Raw genomic sequence first — 18223 nt, forward strand, 5'->3', positions numbered from 1 at the left:
AACAAACACGGCGCCCCCGCCCGGAGAACTCCGGGCGGGGGCGCCGCTGTGGTCGGTCACCTCTCGGTGGCTCAGAGGCCGAGCTCGACCTCGAACTCGCCCGCCTCGAGGATCGCCTTGACCGCGGTCAGGTAGCGGGCCGCGTCGGCGCCGTCCACCAGACGGTGGTCGTAGGAGAGCGTCAGGTACGTCATGTCGCGGACGCCGATGACCGTGCCCTCCTCCGTCTCGATGACGGCCGGGCGCTTGACCGTGGCGCCGATACCGAGGATCGCGACCTGGCCCGGGGGCACGATGATCGTGTCGAACAGCGCGCCGCGCGAACCGGTGTTGCTGATGGTGAAGGTCGCACCGGACAGCTCGTCCGGAGTGATCTTGCTGGCCCGCACCTTGCCCGCCAGGTCGGCGGTGGCCTTGGCGATACCCGCGATGTTGAGGTCACCGGCGTGCTTGATGACCGGGGTCATCAGGCCCTTCTCGGAGTCCACCGCGATGCCGATGTTCTCGGTGTCGAAGTAGGTGATGGTGCCCTCGGCCTCGTTGATCTTGGCGTTGATGACCGGGTGGGCCTTCAGCGCCTGGGCCGCCGCCTTCACGAAGAACGGCATCGGGGAGAGCTTGACGCCCTCGCGGGCCGCGAACGCGTCCTTGGCCTGGGCGCGCAGGCGCATCAGGCGGGTCACGTCGACCTCGACCACCGAGGATAGCTGGGCCTGCTCGTGCAGGGCCTTGACCATGTTGTCGCCGATGACCTTGCGGATCCGCGGCATCTTCACGGTCTGGCCGCGCAGCGGGGAGACCTCCAGGACGGGGGCCTTCTTCGCGGCCGGAGCGGCGGCGGCCGGAGCCGGGGCGGCCTTCGCGGCCTCGGCGGCGGCGAGGACGTCCTGCTTGCGGATACGGCCGCCGACGCCGGTGCCCTTGACGGTGGACAGGTCGACGCCGTTCTCGGCGGCGAGCTTGCGCACCAGCGGGGTGACGTACGCGCCCTCGTCGGTCGGCTGGGCGGCGGCCGGAGCGGCCGGCGCCGGGGTGACCGGGGCGGGTGCGGGTGCGGGAGCCGGGGCGGCCGCGGCGGGGGCAGGAGCCGGAGCCGGGGCGGCAGGGGCCGGGGTGGGCGCCGGAGCCGGCGGGGCCGCCGGAGCGGGAGCCGGGGCGGCGGGCGCCGGGGCGGGGGCGGCAGGGGCCGGGGCGGCCGCCGGAGCGCCGATGACGGCCAGCTTGGCGCCGACCTCGGCGGTCTCGTCCTCGCCGACGACGATCTCCAGGAGCACGCCGGAGGCGGGCGCCGGGATCTCGGTGTCGACCTTGTCCGTGGAGACCTCGAGCAGCGGCTCGTCGGCGTCGACGGAGTCGCCGACCGCCTTCAGCCAGCGGGTGACGGTGCCCTCGGTGACCGACTCGCCGAGCGCGGGCAGGACCACGTCGGTGCCCTGGGCGGCACCGGCCGGGGCGGCCGGAGCGGCGGCGGGGGCCGGAGCCGGGGCGGCCGGAGCCGGCGCGGCAGCGACGGGGGCGGGCTCGGGGGCCGGGGCGGGAGCCTCTGCGGCGGCCGGAGCCGGGGCGGCGGCGGGCGCGCCCGTGCCGTCGTCGATGACGGCCAGCTCGGCGCCGACCTCGACGGTCTCGTCTTCGGCGACCTTGATGGAGGTGAGCACGCCGGAGGCCGGCGCGGGGATCTCGGTGTCGACCTTGTCGGTCGAGACCTCGAGCAGCGGCTCGTCGGCCTCGACGCGTTCGCCCTCGGCCTTCAGCCAGCGGGTGACGGTGCCCTCGGTGACGCTCTCGCCGAGCGCCGGAAGGGTTACGGAAACCGGCATGGTTTCGGTTGCTCCTTACGGAAGTGCGGAAGTCTGTGTCGTCGCGTTCGTCGACCGAGGGTCAGTCGTGCATGTGGAGAGGCTTGCCGGCCAGGGCCAGGTGGGCCTCGCCGAGCGCCTCGTTCTGCGTCGGGTGGGCGTGGATCAGCTGGGCCACCTCGGACGGCAGAGCCTCCCAGTTGTAGATCAGCTGGGCCTCGCCCACCTGCTCGCCCATGCGGTCGCCGACCATGTGGACGCCGACCACGGCACCGTCCTTGACCTGGACGAGCTTGATCTCGCCCGCGGTCTTCAGGATCCGGCTCTTGCCGTTGCCACCGAGGGGGAACTTGATGGAGACGACCTTGTCCGCGCCGTAGATCTCCTTGGCCTTGGCCTCGGTGATGCCGACGGAGGCGACCTCGGGGTGGCAGTACGTCACCCGCGGCACGCCGTCGTAGTCGATCGGGACGGTCTTCAGGCCCGCCAGACGCTCCGCCACCAGGATGCCCTCGGCGAAGCCGACGTGCGCGAGCTGGAGCGTGGGGACCAGGTCGCCGACGGCGGAGATGGTCGGGACGTTCGTCCGCATGTACTCGTCGACGAGGACGTAGCCGCGGTCCATGGCGACCCCGGCCTCCTCGTAGCCGAGGCCCTGGGAGACCGGGCCGCGGCCGACGGCGACGAGGAGGACCTCAGCCTCGAACTCCTTGCCGTCGGCGAGGGTGACCTTGACACCGTTCTGGGTGTACTCGGCCTTCTGGAAGAAGGTGCCCAGGTTGAACTTGATGCCGCGCTTGCGGAAGGCGCGCTCGAGAAGCTTGGAGGAGTTCTCGTCCTCGACCGGGACGAGGTGCTTGAGGCCCTCGATGACGGTGACGTCGGAACCGAAGGACTTCCACGCGGAGGCGAACTCGACGCCGATGACGCCGCCGCCCAGGATGATCGCGGACTGGGGCACACGGTCCAGGACGAGGGCGTGGTCCGACGAGATGATGCGGTTGCCGTCGATCTGGAGGCCCGGCAGCGACTTCGGCACGGAACCGGTCGCCAGGAGGACGTGACGGCCCTGGATCCGCTGACCGTTGACGTCGACGGAGGTGGGGGAGGACAGCCGGCCCTCACCCTCGATGTAGGTCACCTTGCGCGAGGCGATCAGGCCCTGCAGACCCTTGTACAGGCCCGAGATGACCTCGTCCTTGTACTTGTGGACGGCCGGGACGTCGATGCCCTCGAAGGTGGACTTGACACCGAACTGCTCGCTCTCGCGGGCCTGGTCGGCGATCTCGCCCGCGTGGAGCAGAGCCTTGGTGGGGATGCAACCCTTGTGCAGGCAGGTGCCGCCGACCTTGTCCTTCTCGATCAGGGCGACGTCCAGGCCCAGCTGCGCCCCGCGCAGGGCCGCGGCGTAACCACCGCTACCACCGCCGAGGATCACTAGGTCGAAAACGGTGCTGGCGTCGTTCGCCACGTCACGTCCTCCATGCATGTGCGCCGTACGCCGGTCTCCGATGACCGGCAGGCGGCTGGTGTCCGGCCGCTTGAGCTTCGGCCCTTCGGTGGGGCCCTGTCCTGCCGTGCCCCATCTTCGCACTTGTCGGCGGCACGGGAAGCGGCGGGCCCGGGTGTGGGGCGTCTGATCCGTCACGTCGGGAGGTCGCGGCGGCGTGGCCCGAAGGGATTTCGTCGAGGGCGTAACGCCGGTACGTCCATGAGGGCGGCCCCGGGCTCGGCAGGAGCCCGGGGCCGCCCTCATGCGCGGGTCGGTTCAGCCCAGATCGCCCGCAGCCGCCACTTCCGCGAGCCGGACCAGCGTGCGCACCGCCGAGCCGGTGCCGCCCTTCGGGGTGTAGCCGAAGGGGCCCTGCTCGTTGAAGGCCGGGCCGGCGATGTCGAGGTGGGCCCAGACGATGCCGTCGCCGATGAACTCCTTCAGGAACAGGCCGGCGACCAGGCCGCCGCCCATCCGCTCGCCCATGTTGGCGATGTCGGCCGTCGGGGAGTCCATGCCCTTGCGCAGGTGCTCCGGCAGCGGCATCGGCCAGGACTCCTCGCCGACCTCCTCGGCGACCGCGTGGACCGCGGCGCGGAACGCGTCGTCGTTCGACATGATCCCGAAGGTGCGGCTGCCGAGCGCCAGCACCATCGCGCCGGTCAGGGTCGCCACGTCCACGATCGCGTCGGGCTGCTCCTGGGAGGCCGCCCACAGCGCGTCGGCGAGGACCAGCCGGCCCTCGGCGTCCGTGTTGAGGACCTCGACGGTCTTGCCGCTGTACATGCGCAGCACGTCACCCGGGCGGGTGGCCGAGCCGGACGGCATGTTTTCCGCGAGGGCGAGCCAGCCGGTCACGTTGACCTCGAGACCCAGGCGGGCGGCGGCCACGACCGTGGCGAAGACGGCCGCGGCGCCGCTCATGTCGCACTTCATGGTCTCGTTGTGGCCGGCCGGCTTGAGCGAGATGCCGCCCGAGTCGTAGGTGATGCCCTTGCCGACCAGGGCCAGGTGCTTATCGGCCTTTGCGTGCGTGTACGACAGCTTCACCAGGCGCGGCGGGGAGGCCGAGCCCACGCCGACGCCGAGGATGCCGCCGTATCCGCCCTTGGCCAGTGCCTTCTCGTCCAGCACCTGCACCTTGAGGCCGTGCTCCTTGGCCGCGGTCTGCGCGATGGCGGCGAAGGCGGCCGGGGTCAGGTCGTTCGGCGGGGTGTTGATCAGGTCGCGGGCGCGGTTGAGCTCCTCGGCGACGGCCACGGCGCGCTCGACGGCCGCCTTGTACGCCTTGTCGCGGGGCTTGGCACCGAGCAGGGCGACCTCGCCGAGCGGGGCCTTGCCGTTCTTCCCGTTCTTGCCGTTGTCCTTGTACGTGTCGAACGAGTACGCGCCGAGCAGAGCGCCCTCGCCGATGGCGGCGGCGGCGTCGGCGTCCGCCATCGGCAGCGCGAAGACGGCCTTCTTGGAACCGGCGAGCGCACGGGTGGCGGAGCCGGCGGCGCGGCGCAGCGACTCGGCGGCGAAGGACGCCTCCTTGCCGTCGGCGTTCTCCGGGTCTTCGGAGTCGGCACCGAGGCCCACCGCCACCACGACGGGCGCCTTGAAGCCGGAGGGCGCGGGCAACTTCGTCACCTCGCCCTCGGCGCCCGTGGCGCCCAGGGTCTCCAGTATGGCGGCGAGCTTGCCGTCGTACGCCTGGTCCACGGCCTCGGCGCCCGGTGCGACGACCGGGCCCTCCGCGCCCTTCGCGACACCGACCACGATCGCGTCGGCCCGCTGGCCGGCCGCCGCGGCGGTGCTGAGAGTGAGAGCAGTCACGGTGGTGAAATCTCGCTTCCGATTGAGTTTCGGCCGAACGGATGGGGTCGACCGGCCCGGGTCCCGGCCCGGATCGCTCGATTCGTTCGGTCTTCACCAGGGCAGGGACACCCGACATGAGCCTACGCTCGGGTGCGGCGTTCGCTCATGCCCCCGGTGTTCATCTCTCGGTGGCGCACCCGCAACATCCCGAACGCGCTCCCCGCGGTACGGGCCGCACCCCTCGTGTCCGGCGTTCCGCGCGGCCCTGTGCGCGGCGCGGAACGCCCGGTCAGGCCACGCGTCCGCGGAGCGTTCTGCGCCTCGTGGCCCGGGACGTCGGCGATCATCTTGGGGGTACGTTGCCGCACGCCCTGGAGAACCCGCCCCGTGAAGCGTCCGATCCCGCTCGTCGCCCTGCTCCTGCTGCTCGCCGGATGCACCACCGTCACCGAGGACAGCGAGCCGGGCAGGGCCCGCTGGCAGCCGCGCCCCGGTGTCGCCTGGCAGTGGCAGCTCAGCGGGCGCCTCGACACCTCCGTCGACGTACCGGTCTACGACATCGACGGCTTCGACCACTCGAGGGCGACCGTCACCGCGCTGCACCGCGAGGGCCGCAAGGCCGTCTGCTATGTGTCGACCGGTGCTTGGGAGGGCTTCCGTCCGGACGCCAAGAAGTTCCCGAAGTCCGTGCTGGGCAAGGGCAACGGCTGGAAGGGCGAGCGCTGGTTCGACATCCGCCGCACCGACGTCCTGGAACCCCTCATGGCGAACCGCTTCGACATGTGCCGCAGGAAGGGCTTCGACGCAGTGGAGCCCGACAACATGGACGGCTACCGCAACCACACAGGATTCCCCCTCAAGGCCTCCGACCAACTCCGCTACAACCGCCTCGTGGCCAGACTGGCCCACGAGCGGGGGATGGCCGTCGGCCTGAAGAACGACCTCGACCAGATCCCCCGGCTGGTACGCGACTTCGACTTCGCGGTCAACGAGCAGTGCGCCCAGTACGGCGAGTGCGGACGGCTGGAACCGTTCACCGCCGCCGGCAAGGCCGTCTTCCACGTCGAGTACGAGCTGCCCACCGGGCGTTTCTGCGCCGAATCCCGGCGGCTGAAGCTGAGTTCGATGCTGAAGAAGTACGGACTGGGGGCATGGCGGCGCCCCTGCTGAACCACGGCGTTGGGCACCGCGTGCACCGGGCCCTCAGGACCACGGAAGCCGTCGCGCTCCTCGCCGCACCGTCCGCGCGGAGGCCCTCGGGGCCGGCACCACGGGCGGCGGCTCCGCGGGGCGTGCGGTGGAGGTCACCCCAGGGCCAGCACAACCAGCGCGGTCGTCGCCGCGGTCTCCGCGAGCCCGCCGAACACATCGCCCGTCACGCCGCCGAAGCGACGGACGCAGTGCCGCAGCAGCAACTCCGCGGCGGCCACGGCAAGGAGCACGGCGGCCGCCGTACGGACGACGCCGTCCGCCCCCCACAGCGCACCCCCGGCGGCCGCCGTGGCGGTGACGGCGAGGGCCATCGCCAGCGCGCCGCCGGCCGGGACCACTCCCGCGACCGCGGCCCCCAGCCCTTCCGGCCGCGCGGCCGGTATCCCGCGGCGTGCGGCCAGCGTGAGCGCCAGCCGGGCGGCGGTCGCCGAGACGACGGCGGCCAGCGCCCCCCGCGCCCAGGAGTCGCTGTACGCGTCGGCGAGGGCCGCCACCTGGGCCAGCAGGACGAAGACCAGCGTGACCACACCGAACGGCCCGATGTCCGACTGCTTCATGACCCGCAGCGCCTCCTCGGCGGGCTTCCCGCTGCCCAGCCCGTCGGCGGTGTCGGCGAGCCCGTCCAGATGGAGCCCCCGGGTGAGCACGGCCGGTACGGCGGCGGCGGAGACGGCGGCGAGCAGCGAACCGGCCCCCGCGACGGCCAGCACCGCGCCGAGCAGCCCCGCGAGCGCGCCGACCACGAGTCCGACGAGGGACGCCCACACCATCCCGCCGCGCGCGGCATCCCGGTCCCAGCGCGTCACCCGGACGGGCAGGACGGTGAGAGTACCGAAGGCGAAGCGGAGGCCGTGGAGCGGCGGGATCTTGAGCACCGGCGCAGAGTAGGCGTCACCCCCCGGCCTCGCGCAAGCAGGCGGCGGTGCGGGCCCGCGGGCACACTGCACCCATGGGCCACTGGCTGCAGCGCAACATCCTAGAGCCGGGCAAACTACCCCTGCTGCTGGCGCTGAGCGCCTTTGTGCTGACCTTCGTGATCACCCGCACCGTCACCCGCCTCATCCGCGCCGGCAAGGGACCGTTCGGCAACGTCGAGGCGGGCGGGCTGCACATCCACCATGTCGTGCCTGGTGTCGTCCTGACCGTCGCCGGCGGCTTCGGAGCCCTGGCCGGCCGCCAGGGACCGGGCTCCGGCCTCTTCGCGGTCGTCTTCGGCGTGGGCGCGGGCCTCGTCCTCGACGAGTTCGCACTGATCCTCCACCTGGCGGACGTCTACTGGACCGAGCAGGGACGTCAGAGCGTCGAGGTCGTCGTGGTCACCGCGGCCTTGGTCGCCCTGGTCCTCGCCGGCTTCGTGCCGTTCGGCGTCGACAACCTCTCCCAGGACGAGTTGCAGGACCGCGGCACCGTCATCGTGACCGTGGGCGTGAACTTCCTTCTCTCTCTGCTGGCCCTGAGCAAGGGCAAGGCCCGCACCGCGATCTTCGGGGTGATCGTCCCGGTGGTCGCCCTGGTCGGCGCCGTCCGCCTGGCCCGACCGGGCTCGCCATGGGCGAGGCGGTTCTACCGCCGGCGGCCGCACACCCGGGCCAGGGCCGGGCTGCGGGCGTACCGCCACGACCGTCGTTGGACCGCCCCGAGCCGCAGACTGCAGGACTGGATCGGCGGCAAACCCGATCCGCAGCCGGCCCGGCTGCCCGGCCGCCGTCCCTGAACGCAGCGCCGACAGCCCGCACAGCGTCAGGACCGCGCCGATCGCGGCGATGTGCTCCTTGCCCGCCAGGTTGTCCTTCACCACGAGCTCCACGGTCATCGCCGCGATCACCGCGCCCGACGTGACGTGCGCGCGGTAGCGCCAGCACAGGAACAGGGCGAGCCCGATCACCGCCGCGGACGGACCGGTGTCGACGACCCGGGCGTTCCCCGCGGGCAGCCCCAGCGGATGGTGCGGACCGAGGGCGATGCCCACGCGCGCGTACAGCGTGCCGGCCAGTGTGGCGACGTACGCGATGCCGAGCGTGCGCCACCAGCCCAGGCAGATCTCGGCGAACCCGAACACGATGAGGATCTGCAGCAGCGCGCCCCAGACCGGCAGGTCGAGGGCGGGGACGAAGAGCGAGGACGGAGTGCGGAGCAGGGCCACCCACAGCGGATCCTCGGCTCGCACGGACCCGATGTCCTGCACGAGACCGAAGCCCCACGGCTGGTTCTGCACGAACTGCAGCAGCGATGTCAGGCACACGGCCGCCCAGGTCATCGGGATCGCCCGCAGGCGCCGCCGCGCGAGGGCCTGCCGCACGGTCGCGTACAGCAGTCCCCACTCGGCCCGCGCCAGGCGGGCGAGGGCGTTCATCCGGCGGTCCTCATCTGTCCGGCGCCTCTCATCGGTGTGACTGCAGGTGCTTGCGGTGCACCCACTTCGGCAGTCCCGGAGCCTCCAGGAACCCCTCGGCACGGGCCGAGGCCAGGCCGATGCGCAGCAGGTCCGCGCTCTTCTCGAAGAGCAGGAACCGGGGCTCCCAGATGGGCCGGTACTTGGCGTTGGCCCGGTACAGCGACTCGATCTGCCACCAGCGTGAGAAGAAGCTGAGCAGCGAACGCCACAGTCGCAGCACCGGTCCCGCACCAAGGCGAGCACCACGTTCGAAGACGGAACGGAACATGGCGAAGTTGAGCGATACCTGGGTGATCCCGATCTCCCGGGCGCGTTGCAGCAGTTCGATGACCATGAACTCCATCAGCCCGTTCTCGGAGTCCCGGTCACGCCGCATCAGGTCGAGCGAGAGACCGTGGGGCCCCCACGGCACGAAGGACAGCAGGGCGCGCAACTCGCCCGCCCCTTCGCCGGCTCGGCTGTCCGTGCACTCGAGCATCACGCACTGCCCGTCCTCGGGGTCGCCGAGCCGTCCCAGGGCCATGCTGAACCCGCGCTCGGTGGCCCCGTCCCGCCAGTCGTCGGCCTTCTTCAGCAGGAACGCCATCTCGTCGGCGGGGATGTCCGCGTGGCGCCGGATGCGGACCGTGTAACCGGCCCGCTTCACGCGGTTGTAGGCCTGGCGGACGGTGCGCATGGCGCGTCCTTCGAGGGTGAACTCGGCGACGTCCACGATCGCTTCGTCACCGAGTTCGAGCGCGTCCATTCCGTGCCGCGCGTACACGGTCCCCGCCTCCTCGCTCGCGCCCATCACGGCGGGGATCCAGCCGTGCTCACGTGCCTCGGCGAGCCAGGGCTCGATGGCGCCGGGCCATGCCTCCGGGTCGCCGATCGGGTCGCCGGAGGCGAGCGAGACCCCGCCGACGACGCGATAGGCGACCGCCGCCTTGCCGGTGGGCGACCAGATCACGCTCTTCTCCCGGCGCAGGGCGAAGTAGCCGAGCGAGTCGCGGTCACCGTGCCGGTCGAGCAGTATCCGCAGCCGCTTCTCGTCGTCCTCGCTGATCGCGTCGACGGCGCGCCGGGAGCGGAAGGCGGCGTACAGGACGGCGAGGACCAGCAGCGTGCTGCAGACGTTGATGGCGACGTTGACCCAGTTGGGCGGGGAGATGCCGGGGTAGTGCGTGCCGTCGACGGAGACGGAGACCAGCCGCAGGGTGCCGTAGCGCCACCGTTCCAGGAAGGTCGAACGAGGGGCCCCGTGCGCGGTGTTGGTGACGGTGACCAGCAGGGCGGCGAGCAGTGAGGAGGCGAGCAGGCCGCCGACGGCGACCACGGCGGCGAGCCGGGGATTGGACCGGTCGCCCTTGGCGTAGAACTCCCGCCGTCCGGCGAGCAGCGAGCCCACGAAGGCCGCCGTGAGCACCAGGGAGACCCAGTTCTGCGCGTACTGGCGGATCTCCGGGAAGGCCATGGCGAAGGCGAACAGCAGCAGGAACGGCCCGCTGAGCGCGAGGTTGAGGATCCACGCCGCCCGCTTGCGCCGGCGCATGGTGACGGCGAGGAACATCGTGAACACGCCGGAGGCGAAACCGGCGGTCAGCAGGTACGGGGTGAAGAAGTTCTGCTGGTTGTGCCGCCGCACGTCCTGCCCGAGAGAGACCCATACGGCGGAGAGGAAGTTGATGAAGGTGACGGCGCGCAGATACCAGACGGCGAACGCGGCGGCCCGCCGGGAGGCCGGACCGGACCGCCGCGCCGCGTCCCCCGGCCGAATCGTGCGTTCCTGTTCCGCATGAAAACGGGCATCTCCCATGAAGGGCGATGATATGGGGCGCCTACGGGTGCGTGGGGGATCGGTACGAGCCGGAATGCGCCGGTCGCGGGTGGGAGGACCGGCCTCCTTCTACTCCTGGTCCTCGTTGCCGTCGGTCTGCTCCGGCTCGACCGGAAGTTCCGCCGACAGTGCCGCGGCCGCCTGGACCAGCGGCAGCGCCAGCAGCGCGCCGGTGCCCTCGCCGACCGTCACCCCGTGGTCGAGCAGCGGTTCCAGCGCCATCCGGTCCAGCGCCTTCGCCTGCGCCGGCTCCCCGCTGTTCTGCCCGGCCAGCCACCAGTCCGGCGCCCGGAACGCGACCCGCTGGGCGACCAGCGCGCACGCCGCTGAGACGACCCCGTCCAGGATCACCGGGGTCTTGCGCGCGGCACACTGGAGCAGGAAGCCCGTCATCGCGGCCAGATCGGCCCCGCCCACCGCCGCCAGCAACTGCAATTGGTCGCCCAGCACCGGCCGGGCCCGCCGCAGCGCGTCACGCACGGCGGCGCACTTGCGCATCCAGGCCAGGTCGTCGATGGCGAGGCCCCCGCGCCCGGTCACCACCGACGCGTCCGTCCCGCACAGCGCGGCGACCAGTACGGCCGCCGGGGTCGTCCCGCCGACGCTCACATCGCCGAGGACCACCAGATCGGTACCGGCGTCCGCCTCCTCGTCCGCGACCGCGACCCCCGCCCGGAACGCCGCCTCCGCCTCCTCGGGCGTCAGCGCGTCCTCGACGTCGATGCGCCCGCTGCCGCGCCGCACCCGGTGCCGTACGACCTCGGCCGGCAGTTCGTCAGGCTCGCAGTCGAGTGCCATGTCGACCACGCGTACGGGCACGTTCAGCTGCCGCGCCAGGATCGACGTCGGGCTGCCGCCCTCCAGCACCGCCCGCACCAGCCGGTCCGCGCTGCCTGCGGGGCGCGCGGACACGCCGAGCGCGGCGATCCCGTGGTCGCCCGCGAACAGCACCACGCGCGGCCGCTCGATCGGCCGCACCGGTACGGCGGCCTGCGCCGCCGCCAGCCACTCACCCAGTTCGTCGAGGCGGCCCAGCGCCCCGGGCGGCACGATCTGACGCTCCCGGCGCGCCTCCGCGTCGCGGCGGACCCCACCGTCGGGGCGCTCGATCAGATCGGTGAAGTCGTCGAGATTAAGCGAGCTCATTGGCCGAACAGTACCGGCAGCGATCGAACGCTGAGGCGCCACGTCGACGGCACGTCATTGCGTCCCTGAGTGGTATCCCGTACGCACCGTTTAGAGGCGTAATGTCGTGGACCCGCGTGGCCTCTCGCGTCGCCACAGCCGTACGCCGTCCACGCCGCCCACAGGAGCCGCCCATGCCCGCCACCCCGCAGCCGGCCGCCGAGTCCGGTGCCGATTCCGGTGCCGAGTCCGCCGGTGAACCCGTCCGGGGGACCGAGCGGTTGCACGAGCCGCGCCGCGAGGACTGCCCGTGGTGCGGTTCGGCGCGACTGCACACCCGGCTGCGCACCCCGGACCCCGTGTGGTGCGAGCCGGGCACGTTCGTCGTCGACGAGTGCCGGGACTGCGGCCACGCCTTCCAGAACCCCCGGCTGACCGCCGAGGGGCTCGCCTTCCATCACCGCGACTTCCACGGCGGCCACCCCGGACTCGACGGACTCGCCGACCGTCTGCTCACCGCCCGCGGCAGCGCGGGCCGCCACCGGGCCGCGGCCCGCGCCATGCTGCCCTTCCCGGAGCCGGAGAGCTGGCTCGACGTCGGCACGGGCCTCGGCCACTTCCCGGAAGCGGCCAAGGAGGTCCATCCGTACACGTCCTTCGACGGCCTCGACGCCAGCGGGCGCGTCGAGCAGGCGCGGGCCGCCGGCCGCGTCGAGGAGGCCCACCGCGGGCACCTCACCGATCCGCGGATGCTGGCACGCCTGCGTTCCCGCTACGACGTCGTCAGCATGTTCCACCATCTGGAGCACACCCCCGATCCGCGTGCCGAACTGCGCGCCGCCCTGACCGTGCTGCGCCCCGGCGGCCATCTGCTCCTCGAAGTCCCCGACCCCCAGAGCGCGTTCGGCACCCTCCTCGGAAAGTGGTGGGTGCCGTACGGCCGGCCGCGCCATCTGCATCTGATGCCGGCGGCCAACCTGCTGACCGAACTGGAGGCGCTGGGCTGCGCGATCGTCGCCACGGACCGCCGTGAGCCGCACACCCCGTACGACATCGCGGGCGCCCTGGCGCTGGCCCTGGCCCGTGTCGTGCCGGCGCCGGACGCCCCGTGGCGGGCCGAACCGCCGTCGCGCGTCGAGAGCACGCTGCGCACGGCCCTGGTCGGGGTCACCGCACCGCTGATGGCGACGGCCACGGTTCTGGACCACGCGCTGGCCCCGCTGCTGCGGCGCACCCGCTTCTCCAACGCCTACCGGATCATCGCGCGCAGCGGCGCCTCAGCCGCGTAGCGTCAGCGCCTGCCCCGCCACGATCAGCAGCACATGCTCGCACTCGCCCGCGAACGCCGCGTTCAGACGGCCGAGTTCGTCGCGGTAGCGGCGGCCGGACGCGGTCGACGGGACGATGCCGGAGCCGACCTCGTTCGAGACGGCGACGACCGTCCGGCGGGTCTCACGCACCGCCCTCGTGAGCTCCCTGACGCGCGCCCGCAGCGCCCGTTCACCACCGCCCGCCCACTCCGCGTCGTCCCAGGCGTTCACCGTGTCCATCGCGTCGGTCAGCCACAGCGACAGACAGTCGATCAGCAGCGGAGGCCCCTCGTCCTTCAGCAGCGGCACGAGGTCGCAGGTCTCGGCGGTGCGCCAGGACCCCGGCCGCCGCTCGCGATGTGCGGCCACCCGCGCCGCCCACTCCGTGTCCCCGTTCCGTGAGCCGCCCGTGGCCACGTACAGCACGTCGGGGAACGCCTCGAGGCGCCGCTCGGCCTCCACCGACTTGCCCGAGCGCGCCCCGCCCAGCACGAGCGTGCGCTGCGGCACCTCCGGCACGTCCTCGTAGGCGCCGACGGCCAGCGTGGTCCCGTCCGGCACCGCCCGTGCTCCCGCCGCCGCGAGCCGCCGCCGCTGCTCCGCGCCCGGCGGCACGTCATGGTCGAGATGGACGGCGACGACGTCGGTGGCCGGGCCGAGGGCCCCCACCGCCCGCAGCTTCGCCAGCGCGTCCGGCCGTCCCACGGCATCGGCGATCACCATGTCGTACGACTCCGCCGGCTCCCCAAGGCCGGCCGGCGCCGCTCCCGGCGGCAGATACAGCAGCCGCAGCCCTTCCGGGCCGGTCACCACGTAGCCGGTACCCGGCGAGTCCATCGCGAGGGCCCGCACCCGGTGCCCGGTCAGCAGGGCCAGCTCCCGCCCGTCCGGAACCCGTACGGGCTGCGGCAGACCCGCGGGCACCTCGATGGGCGGCCCCTCGTGAGGATGCGTCAGCAGCACCTGGCGGACCCCCGACAGCGACTGCCCGGCGCGCGCGGCGGCGAGCGCCGCACCCGGCGTCAGATCCAGCAGCAGCGTCCCGTCCACGAGCACCGCGGTAGCCGCGCGGGCCTCAGGACCCAGCGCACGCGCGCAGGCCGCACAGGGACAGTCGGGGCGGGGCAGTCCCGCGGGGGCACCGGTACCGAGCAGCGTCACTTCCACGCACCCGATTTTCCCGGGTCCTCGCAGGTGTTGCGCGTCCGGCTAGGCTCATGGCAGCAGCCGGACCAAGATCCGGCCTCTGCTCTGCATGTGCTCATATCTGGGAGGCGTACATGGCGGCATGGACGTGGCGGTTCGAGAAGGCCGACGGGGCGGAGGTCCAGCCCGCGGTCGCGCCCGAGGAGTTCACCACCCAGGGGGATGCCGAGTCATGGATCGGGGAGCACTGGCGGGACCTGCGCGACGGCGGCGCGGACCAGGTACGGCTGTTCGAGGACACGACGGAGATCTACGGGCCGATGAGTCTGCACGCCGAGTGAGGCACCCGGCCGGCGGACGGGCCGCGAGCGAGGCGTAGCCGCCCGGGCGAGGGCCGCACGGTCCTCGCCCGGGGCCGCTACTGCTCGCCGAGGGTGATGTCGGTCGTCTTCCGGTTTCCGTTCCGCGAGTACGTGATCGTCGTCGTCTGCCCCGGCCGGTCACCGGCGAGCGCTTCGGCGAGGGACGTGATCGTGGTGATCGCCGTGTCACCCAACCCGGTGATGATGTCCCCGCTCCGGAGCCCCGCCTTGTCGGCCGGCCCGCCGCCCTTGACGTCGACCACCGCGACTCCGACCGGCTGCAGGCCGCCGTTCACCACCGTGCGGCCGGTGATGCCGAGCGCGGCTCGCCCCGAGGTGGTCACCCGGCCGCTCTTGATGATCTGGTCGGCGATCGCCTTCACCGTGGAGGCCGGGATGGCGAATCCGATCCCGGGTGCCGCGCCGCCTCCCAGCTCGGGATCGATCGCGGCGAGCGTGGGGATGCCGATGACCTGGCTGTTCAGGTCGACGAGCGCGCCACCGCTGTTGCCCGGGTTGATCGCCGCCGAGGTCTGCACCATGTTCGCGATGGTGGCACCCGTGCCACCGCTTTCCGACGTTCCCTCGCTGACGGTCCGTCCGGTCGCCGACACGATCCCCTGCGTCACGCTCGAGGACAGACCGAGCGGCGAGCCCATGGCGAGCACGATCTGCCCCACCTCGACCTTGGCCGAGTCCCCGAAGACGGCCGCCTTCAGCCCGGCCGGCACCTTGTCCAGTTTGACGACGGCGAGATCCTGCGCCGGGTACGAGTACACGAGGGACGCCGTGTGCGTGGCCTCGCTGTTGGCCGTGGTCACCTGGAACGTCTTCTCGTTCCCCACCACGTGGGCGTTGGTGACGATGTGCCCTTTGTCGTCGTACACCACCCCGGACCCCAGCGAGTTGCCGGCCTGGATCTGCACGACGGACGGCAGCACGTCCTTGATGACCCTCTGGTATTCCTGCTCCAGGTCGTCACCCGCCGAGGCGCGAGTGGTCGCCGGGCTCGCCGGGGTCTCCCTCCTGGCGGCCGGGCCGGACCCGGTACAGCCGCCGAGCAGGAGCACCAGAGCGCAGATCAGGAGCGGCGCCGACGGCCGCCGGAGGACACGGGTATGGGAAGGGTCCATGTCCCGAGTCTCGATTCGGGGCGGTCGTTCCGCTTCCTCGATACGCCCGAACGGCGGTGCCCGGCCACGGCGGCGGTGCCCCGAGCCGTCCTCAGCCCCGCACTCCGCACAGATGCAGCAACGCGGCGACCCCTCGATAGGGGTCCGTCCTGCTGGCCCGTTCCTCCACCGCCAGCAGCGTCTCGGCATCGGGGGGCAGCTGGGCCCCGTCCGGCGCGGTGTCGGTGAAGACCCGCACCCCGTACCAGGCGTGCAGCGGCGCTCCGATGCCCGCGAGCGTGGCGGTCAGCGTCTCCAGCCGGTCCGCGCGCGCATCGAGCCCGAGCCGGTTCCGGTACGTCGCCGCGTCGAACGCGACCAGCGCCTCCGCCCAGTCACCGGACAGCCCCGGCCGCATCGCCAGCGCGTTCCCGTTGCGCACGAGCAGCGACAGCAGGCCACCGGGCGCGAGCATCCGGGCCAGCCCCGCCACCAGCGCATCGGGCTCCTCGACGTACATGAGCACCCCGTGGCACAGCACCAGGTCGAAGCTGCCCGGCAGGAAGTGCACCCCAGTGTCCCGGCCGTCGCCCTCGATGATCCGCACGCGCTCCCGGATGCCCTCCGGTTCACCGGACAGGGCCTCGCGGGCCACGGAGATCATCTTCGGATCCTGCTCGAGCCCCGTGATCCGGTGCCCGGCGCGGGCCAGGCGCAGCGCCTGGGTGCCCTGGCCCATGCCCACGTCCAGCACCCGCAGCCGCTGCCCGACCGGGAACCGCCCGGCTATCTGCTCGTCCAGCTGCCGGGCCACCAGCTCCTGGCGTACGACGTCGCGCAGTCCGCCCAGCTTGCTCAGCCAGGCATCAGCCGCCCGCCCCGAGAAGGAATCGGCGCTCAGGGCCGCTCTCCGCGCTTGACCTGCGGCTTGGGCAGCCTGAGGCGGCGCATCTGGAGGGAGCGCATCAGCGCGTAGGGGACGGCGCCCCGCGTGTTCTGGCCACTGAAGCGTTCGGCGAGCCGCTTCCTCAGCCGGATGGCGGAGAAGATCGAGTCGATCACGATCAGGACGATCACGATGAGCCACAGCAGCAGCGCGATGTTCTGCAGCGACGCCACCCGCACCACGCTCAGCACGAGGATGACCACGGCCAGTGGCAGGAAGAACTCGGCGACGTTGAAGCGGGCGTCGACGAAGTCGCGCGCGAACTTGCGGACCGGACCCCTGTCCCGCGCCGGCAGGTAGCGCTCGTCGCCACCGGCCAGAGCCTGGCGCTGCCGCTCCATGGCGGCGCGCCGCTCGTCGCGCTGCCGCTTGGCGGCGTCCTTGCGCGTCGTCGGCGTGTTGGCGACGCTGCGCCGTTGGGACTGGGCCTCACTGCGCTTGGGCGTGGGCCTGCCCTTCGGGGCCTGCGGGTCACGGGTCTGCTTGGAGTCGGTCACCGGCGCCTTGTCGGCGAGGGCCTTCTCATCCTTGGCACGGCTACGGAACACAAAACCCAAGGGTACGGGGTACACCCGCATGGACCCCAGCCCCCCGGGGAACGATCCGGCAACACTGGTCGTCTGTACTGGGACAGAGGGGCCTCAAAAGGAAGACAGCCGACGTTCTCCCGGAAGGCGGCTGAGGGAATCCAGGAGTCACCCCGTACGTAACCTCGGGGGACCACTACTCCCTACGCCGGACCGGGAAAGGTAAGCAGTCGTCCTTGGGGATGACCGCATCCGTCCCCGGACAGTGCGGTAATGGAGGCAGGGCCCGTACTGTGGGTTCTGTCGCAGATCTGTGAGCTGGAGTCCGTCAGAAGGGGGCGCGCGAAGCCCATGAGCGGTGTCATGAAGCGTATGGGGATGATCTTCCGCGCGAAGGCGAACAAGGCCCTTGACCGGGCCGAGGACCCGCGCGAGACCCTCGATTACTCGTACCAGAAGCAGCTGGAGCTGCTGCAGAAGGTGCGGCGCGGTGTCGCGGACGTGGCGACCAGCCGCAAGCGCCTGGAGCTGCAGCTCAACCAGCTGCAGAGTCAGTCCACCAAGCTCGAGGACCAGGGGCGCAAGGCGCTCGCCCTCGGCCGCGAGGACCTGGCCCGCGAGGCCCTGTCCCGGCGCGCCGCGCTCCAGCAGCAGGTGACGGATCTGGAGAGCCAGCACCAGACCCTGCAGGGCGAGGAGGAGAAGCTCACGCTCGCGGCCCAGCGCCTCCAGGCCAAGGTGGACGCCTTCCGCACGAAGAAGGAGACCATCAAGGCCACGTACACGGCCGCCCAGGCCCAGACCCGCATCGGCGAGGCCTTCTCCGGCATCTCCGAGGAGATGGGCGACGTCGGTCTGGCCATCCAGCGGGCCGAGGACAAGACCGCGCAGCTCCAGGCCCGCGCCGGCGCGATCGACGAGCTCCTGGCCTCCGGTGCCCTGGACGACCCCTCCGGCATGGCCAAGGACGACATCCAGGCGGAACTGGACCGGCTCTCCGGCGGTACGGACGTGGAGCTGGAACTGCAGCGCATGAAGGCGGAGCTGGCCGGCGGCTCCTCGCAGCAGCAGGCCATCGAGGGCGGCACGGGACAGGGCCAGAACCAGTCCCAACCGCAGGACACCCCGCGCTTCGACAAGCAGTGACCCGCTACCACCGGTCCCACGCCTGAGGAGGGCGA

The 18223-nt window shown here is 72.2% G+C and carries 15 protein-coding genes; 5 read left to right on the forward strand and 10 right to left on the reverse strand.

Translation table 11 applies throughout. The features are described 5' to 3' along the window. Nucleotides 1-71 precede the first annotated feature (71 nt). From sucB to ACQEXA_RS39455, 3 genes are all read right to left on the reverse strand, one after another. On the reverse strand, nucleotides 72-1820 hold the full coding sequence (gene sucB / locus ACQEXA_RS39445) for a 2-oxoglutarate dehydrogenase, E2 component, dihydrolipoamide succinyltransferase (RefSeq protein ID WP_433132415.1): 1749 nt from the start codon (nucleotides 1818-1820) through the stop codon (nucleotides 72-74). A gap of 61 nt (nucleotides 1821-1881) precedes the next feature. Beyond that, the gene (gene lpdA, locus ACQEXA_RS39450) at nucleotides 1882-3270 is read right to left on the reverse strand and encodes a dihydrolipoyl dehydrogenase (RefSeq protein WP_432926825.1); all 1389 of its coding nucleotides are present in this window, start codon (nucleotides 3268-3270) and stop codon (nucleotides 1882-1884) included. Nucleotides 3271-3567: 297 nt separating this feature from the next. Further along, nucleotides 3568-5109 carry a leucyl aminopeptidase gene (locus ACQEXA_RS39455; protein ID WP_432926823.1) on the reverse strand — a complete coding sequence of 514 codons (1542 nt, stop codon included), beginning with the start codon at nucleotides 5107-5109 and terminating at the stop codon, nucleotides 3568-3570. A 369-nt stretch (nucleotides 5110-5478) separates the two neighbouring features. On the opposite strand from ACQEXA_RS39455, the gene ACQEXA_RS39460 reads away from it, so the two are divergent. After that, entirely contained in the window at nucleotides 5479-6261 is a 783-nt protein-coding gene (locus tag ACQEXA_RS39460) for an endo alpha-1,4 polygalactosaminidase (protein ID WP_432926821.1), read from the forward strand. A gap of 134 nt (nucleotides 6262-6395) precedes the next feature. Here the strand turns inward: ACQEXA_RS39460 and ACQEXA_RS39465 are convergent, their stop codons facing one another. Continuing rightward, on the reverse strand, nucleotides 6396-7178 hold the full coding sequence (locus tag ACQEXA_RS39465; RefSeq protein WP_432926819.1) for an adenosylcobinamide-GDP ribazoletransferase: 783 nt from the start codon (nucleotides 7176-7178) through the stop codon (nucleotides 6396-6398). Between the two features lie 74 nt (nucleotides 7179-7252). On the opposite strand from ACQEXA_RS39465, the gene ACQEXA_RS39470 reads away from it, so the two are divergent. Continuing rightward, nucleotides 7253-8017, forward strand: coding sequence for a hypothetical protein (locus tag ACQEXA_RS39470; protein WP_433132417.1), 765 nt, complete (start codon nucleotides 7253-7255; stop codon nucleotides 8015-8017). A gap of 667 nt (nucleotides 8018-8684) precedes the next feature. Here ACQEXA_RS39470 and ACQEXA_RS39475 read toward each other — a convergent pair. Both ACQEXA_RS39475 and cobT read right to left on the reverse strand, forming a co-directional pair. Further along, on the reverse strand, nucleotides 8685-10493 hold the full coding sequence (locus tag ACQEXA_RS39475; protein ID WP_432926815.1) for a phosphatidylglycerol lysyltransferase domain-containing protein: 1809 nt from the start codon (nucleotides 10491-10493) through the stop codon (nucleotides 8685-8687). Nucleotides 10494-10583: 90 nt separating this feature from the next. Then, a complete protein-coding gene (cobT, locus tag ACQEXA_RS39480; protein ID WP_432926813.1) occupies nucleotides 10584-11660 on the reverse strand; it encodes a nicotinate-nucleotide--dimethylbenzimidazole phosphoribosyltransferase in 1077 nt (358 codons plus the stop codon). 173 nt (nucleotides 11661-11833) lie between these two features. Here cobT and ACQEXA_RS39485 point away from each other — a divergent pair, with 173 nt between their 5' ends. Beyond that, nucleotides 11834-12928, forward strand: a complete 1095-nt coding sequence (locus ACQEXA_RS39485) for a class I SAM-dependent methyltransferase (RefSeq protein WP_433132419.1) — start codon at nucleotides 11834-11836, stop codon at nucleotides 12926-12928. On the opposite strand, the gene ACQEXA_RS39490 is transcribed toward ACQEXA_RS39485, so the two are convergent. Further along, nucleotides 12917-14116 (reverse strand): bifunctional adenosylcobinamide kinase/adenosylcobinamide-phosphate guanylyltransferase, encoded by a 1200-nt coding sequence (locus ACQEXA_RS39490; protein ID WP_433132421.1) that lies wholly within the window; start codon nucleotides 14114-14116, stop codon nucleotides 12917-12919. The two genes, ACQEXA_RS39485 and ACQEXA_RS39490, sit on opposite strands and share 12 nt — an antisense overlap. Nucleotides 14117-14229: 113 nt before the next feature. Between ACQEXA_RS39490 and ACQEXA_RS39495 the strand changes: the two genes are divergently transcribed. Then, nucleotides 14230-14436, forward strand: coding sequence for a hypothetical protein (locus ACQEXA_RS39495; protein WP_359388927.1), 207 nt, complete (start codon nucleotides 14230-14232; stop codon nucleotides 14434-14436). Nucleotides 14437-14513: 77 nt separating this feature from the next. Here the strand turns inward: ACQEXA_RS39495 and ACQEXA_RS39500 are convergent, their stop codons facing one another. From ACQEXA_RS39500 to ACQEXA_RS39510, 3 genes are all read right to left on the reverse strand, one after another. Continuing rightward, nucleotides 14514-15590 (reverse strand): S1C family serine protease, encoded by a 1077-nt coding sequence (locus ACQEXA_RS39500; protein WP_433132423.1) that lies wholly within the window; start codon nucleotides 15588-15590, stop codon nucleotides 14514-14516. 91 nt (nucleotides 15591-15681) lie between these two features. Continuing rightward, entirely contained in the window at nucleotides 15682-16383 is a 702-nt protein-coding gene (locus ACQEXA_RS39505; protein WP_433132425.1) for a class I SAM-dependent methyltransferase, read from the reverse strand. Between the two features lie 83 nt (nucleotides 16384-16466). Then, nucleotides 16467-17093: a DUF3043 domain-containing protein gene (locus ACQEXA_RS39510; RefSeq protein ID WP_433132427.1), complete on the reverse strand. Its 627-nt coding sequence runs from the start codon at nucleotides 17091-17093 to the stop codon at nucleotides 16467-16469. A gap of 300 nt (nucleotides 17094-17393) precedes the next feature. Here ACQEXA_RS39510 and ACQEXA_RS39515 point away from each other — a divergent pair, with 300 nt between their 5' ends. Continuing rightward, nucleotides 17394-18188, forward strand: a complete 795-nt coding sequence (locus tag ACQEXA_RS39515; RefSeq protein ID WP_359388939.1) for a PspA/IM30 family protein — start codon at nucleotides 17394-17396, stop codon at nucleotides 18186-18188. The last annotated feature ends 35 nt before the right edge of the window (nucleotides 18189-18223 follow it).

It is taken from the genome of Streptomyces sp. CA-106110 (genome assembly GCF_050936285.1).
In the GTDB taxonomy this organism is placed as follows: domain Bacteria; phylum Actinomycetota; class Actinomycetes; order Streptomycetales; family Streptomycetaceae; genus Streptomyces.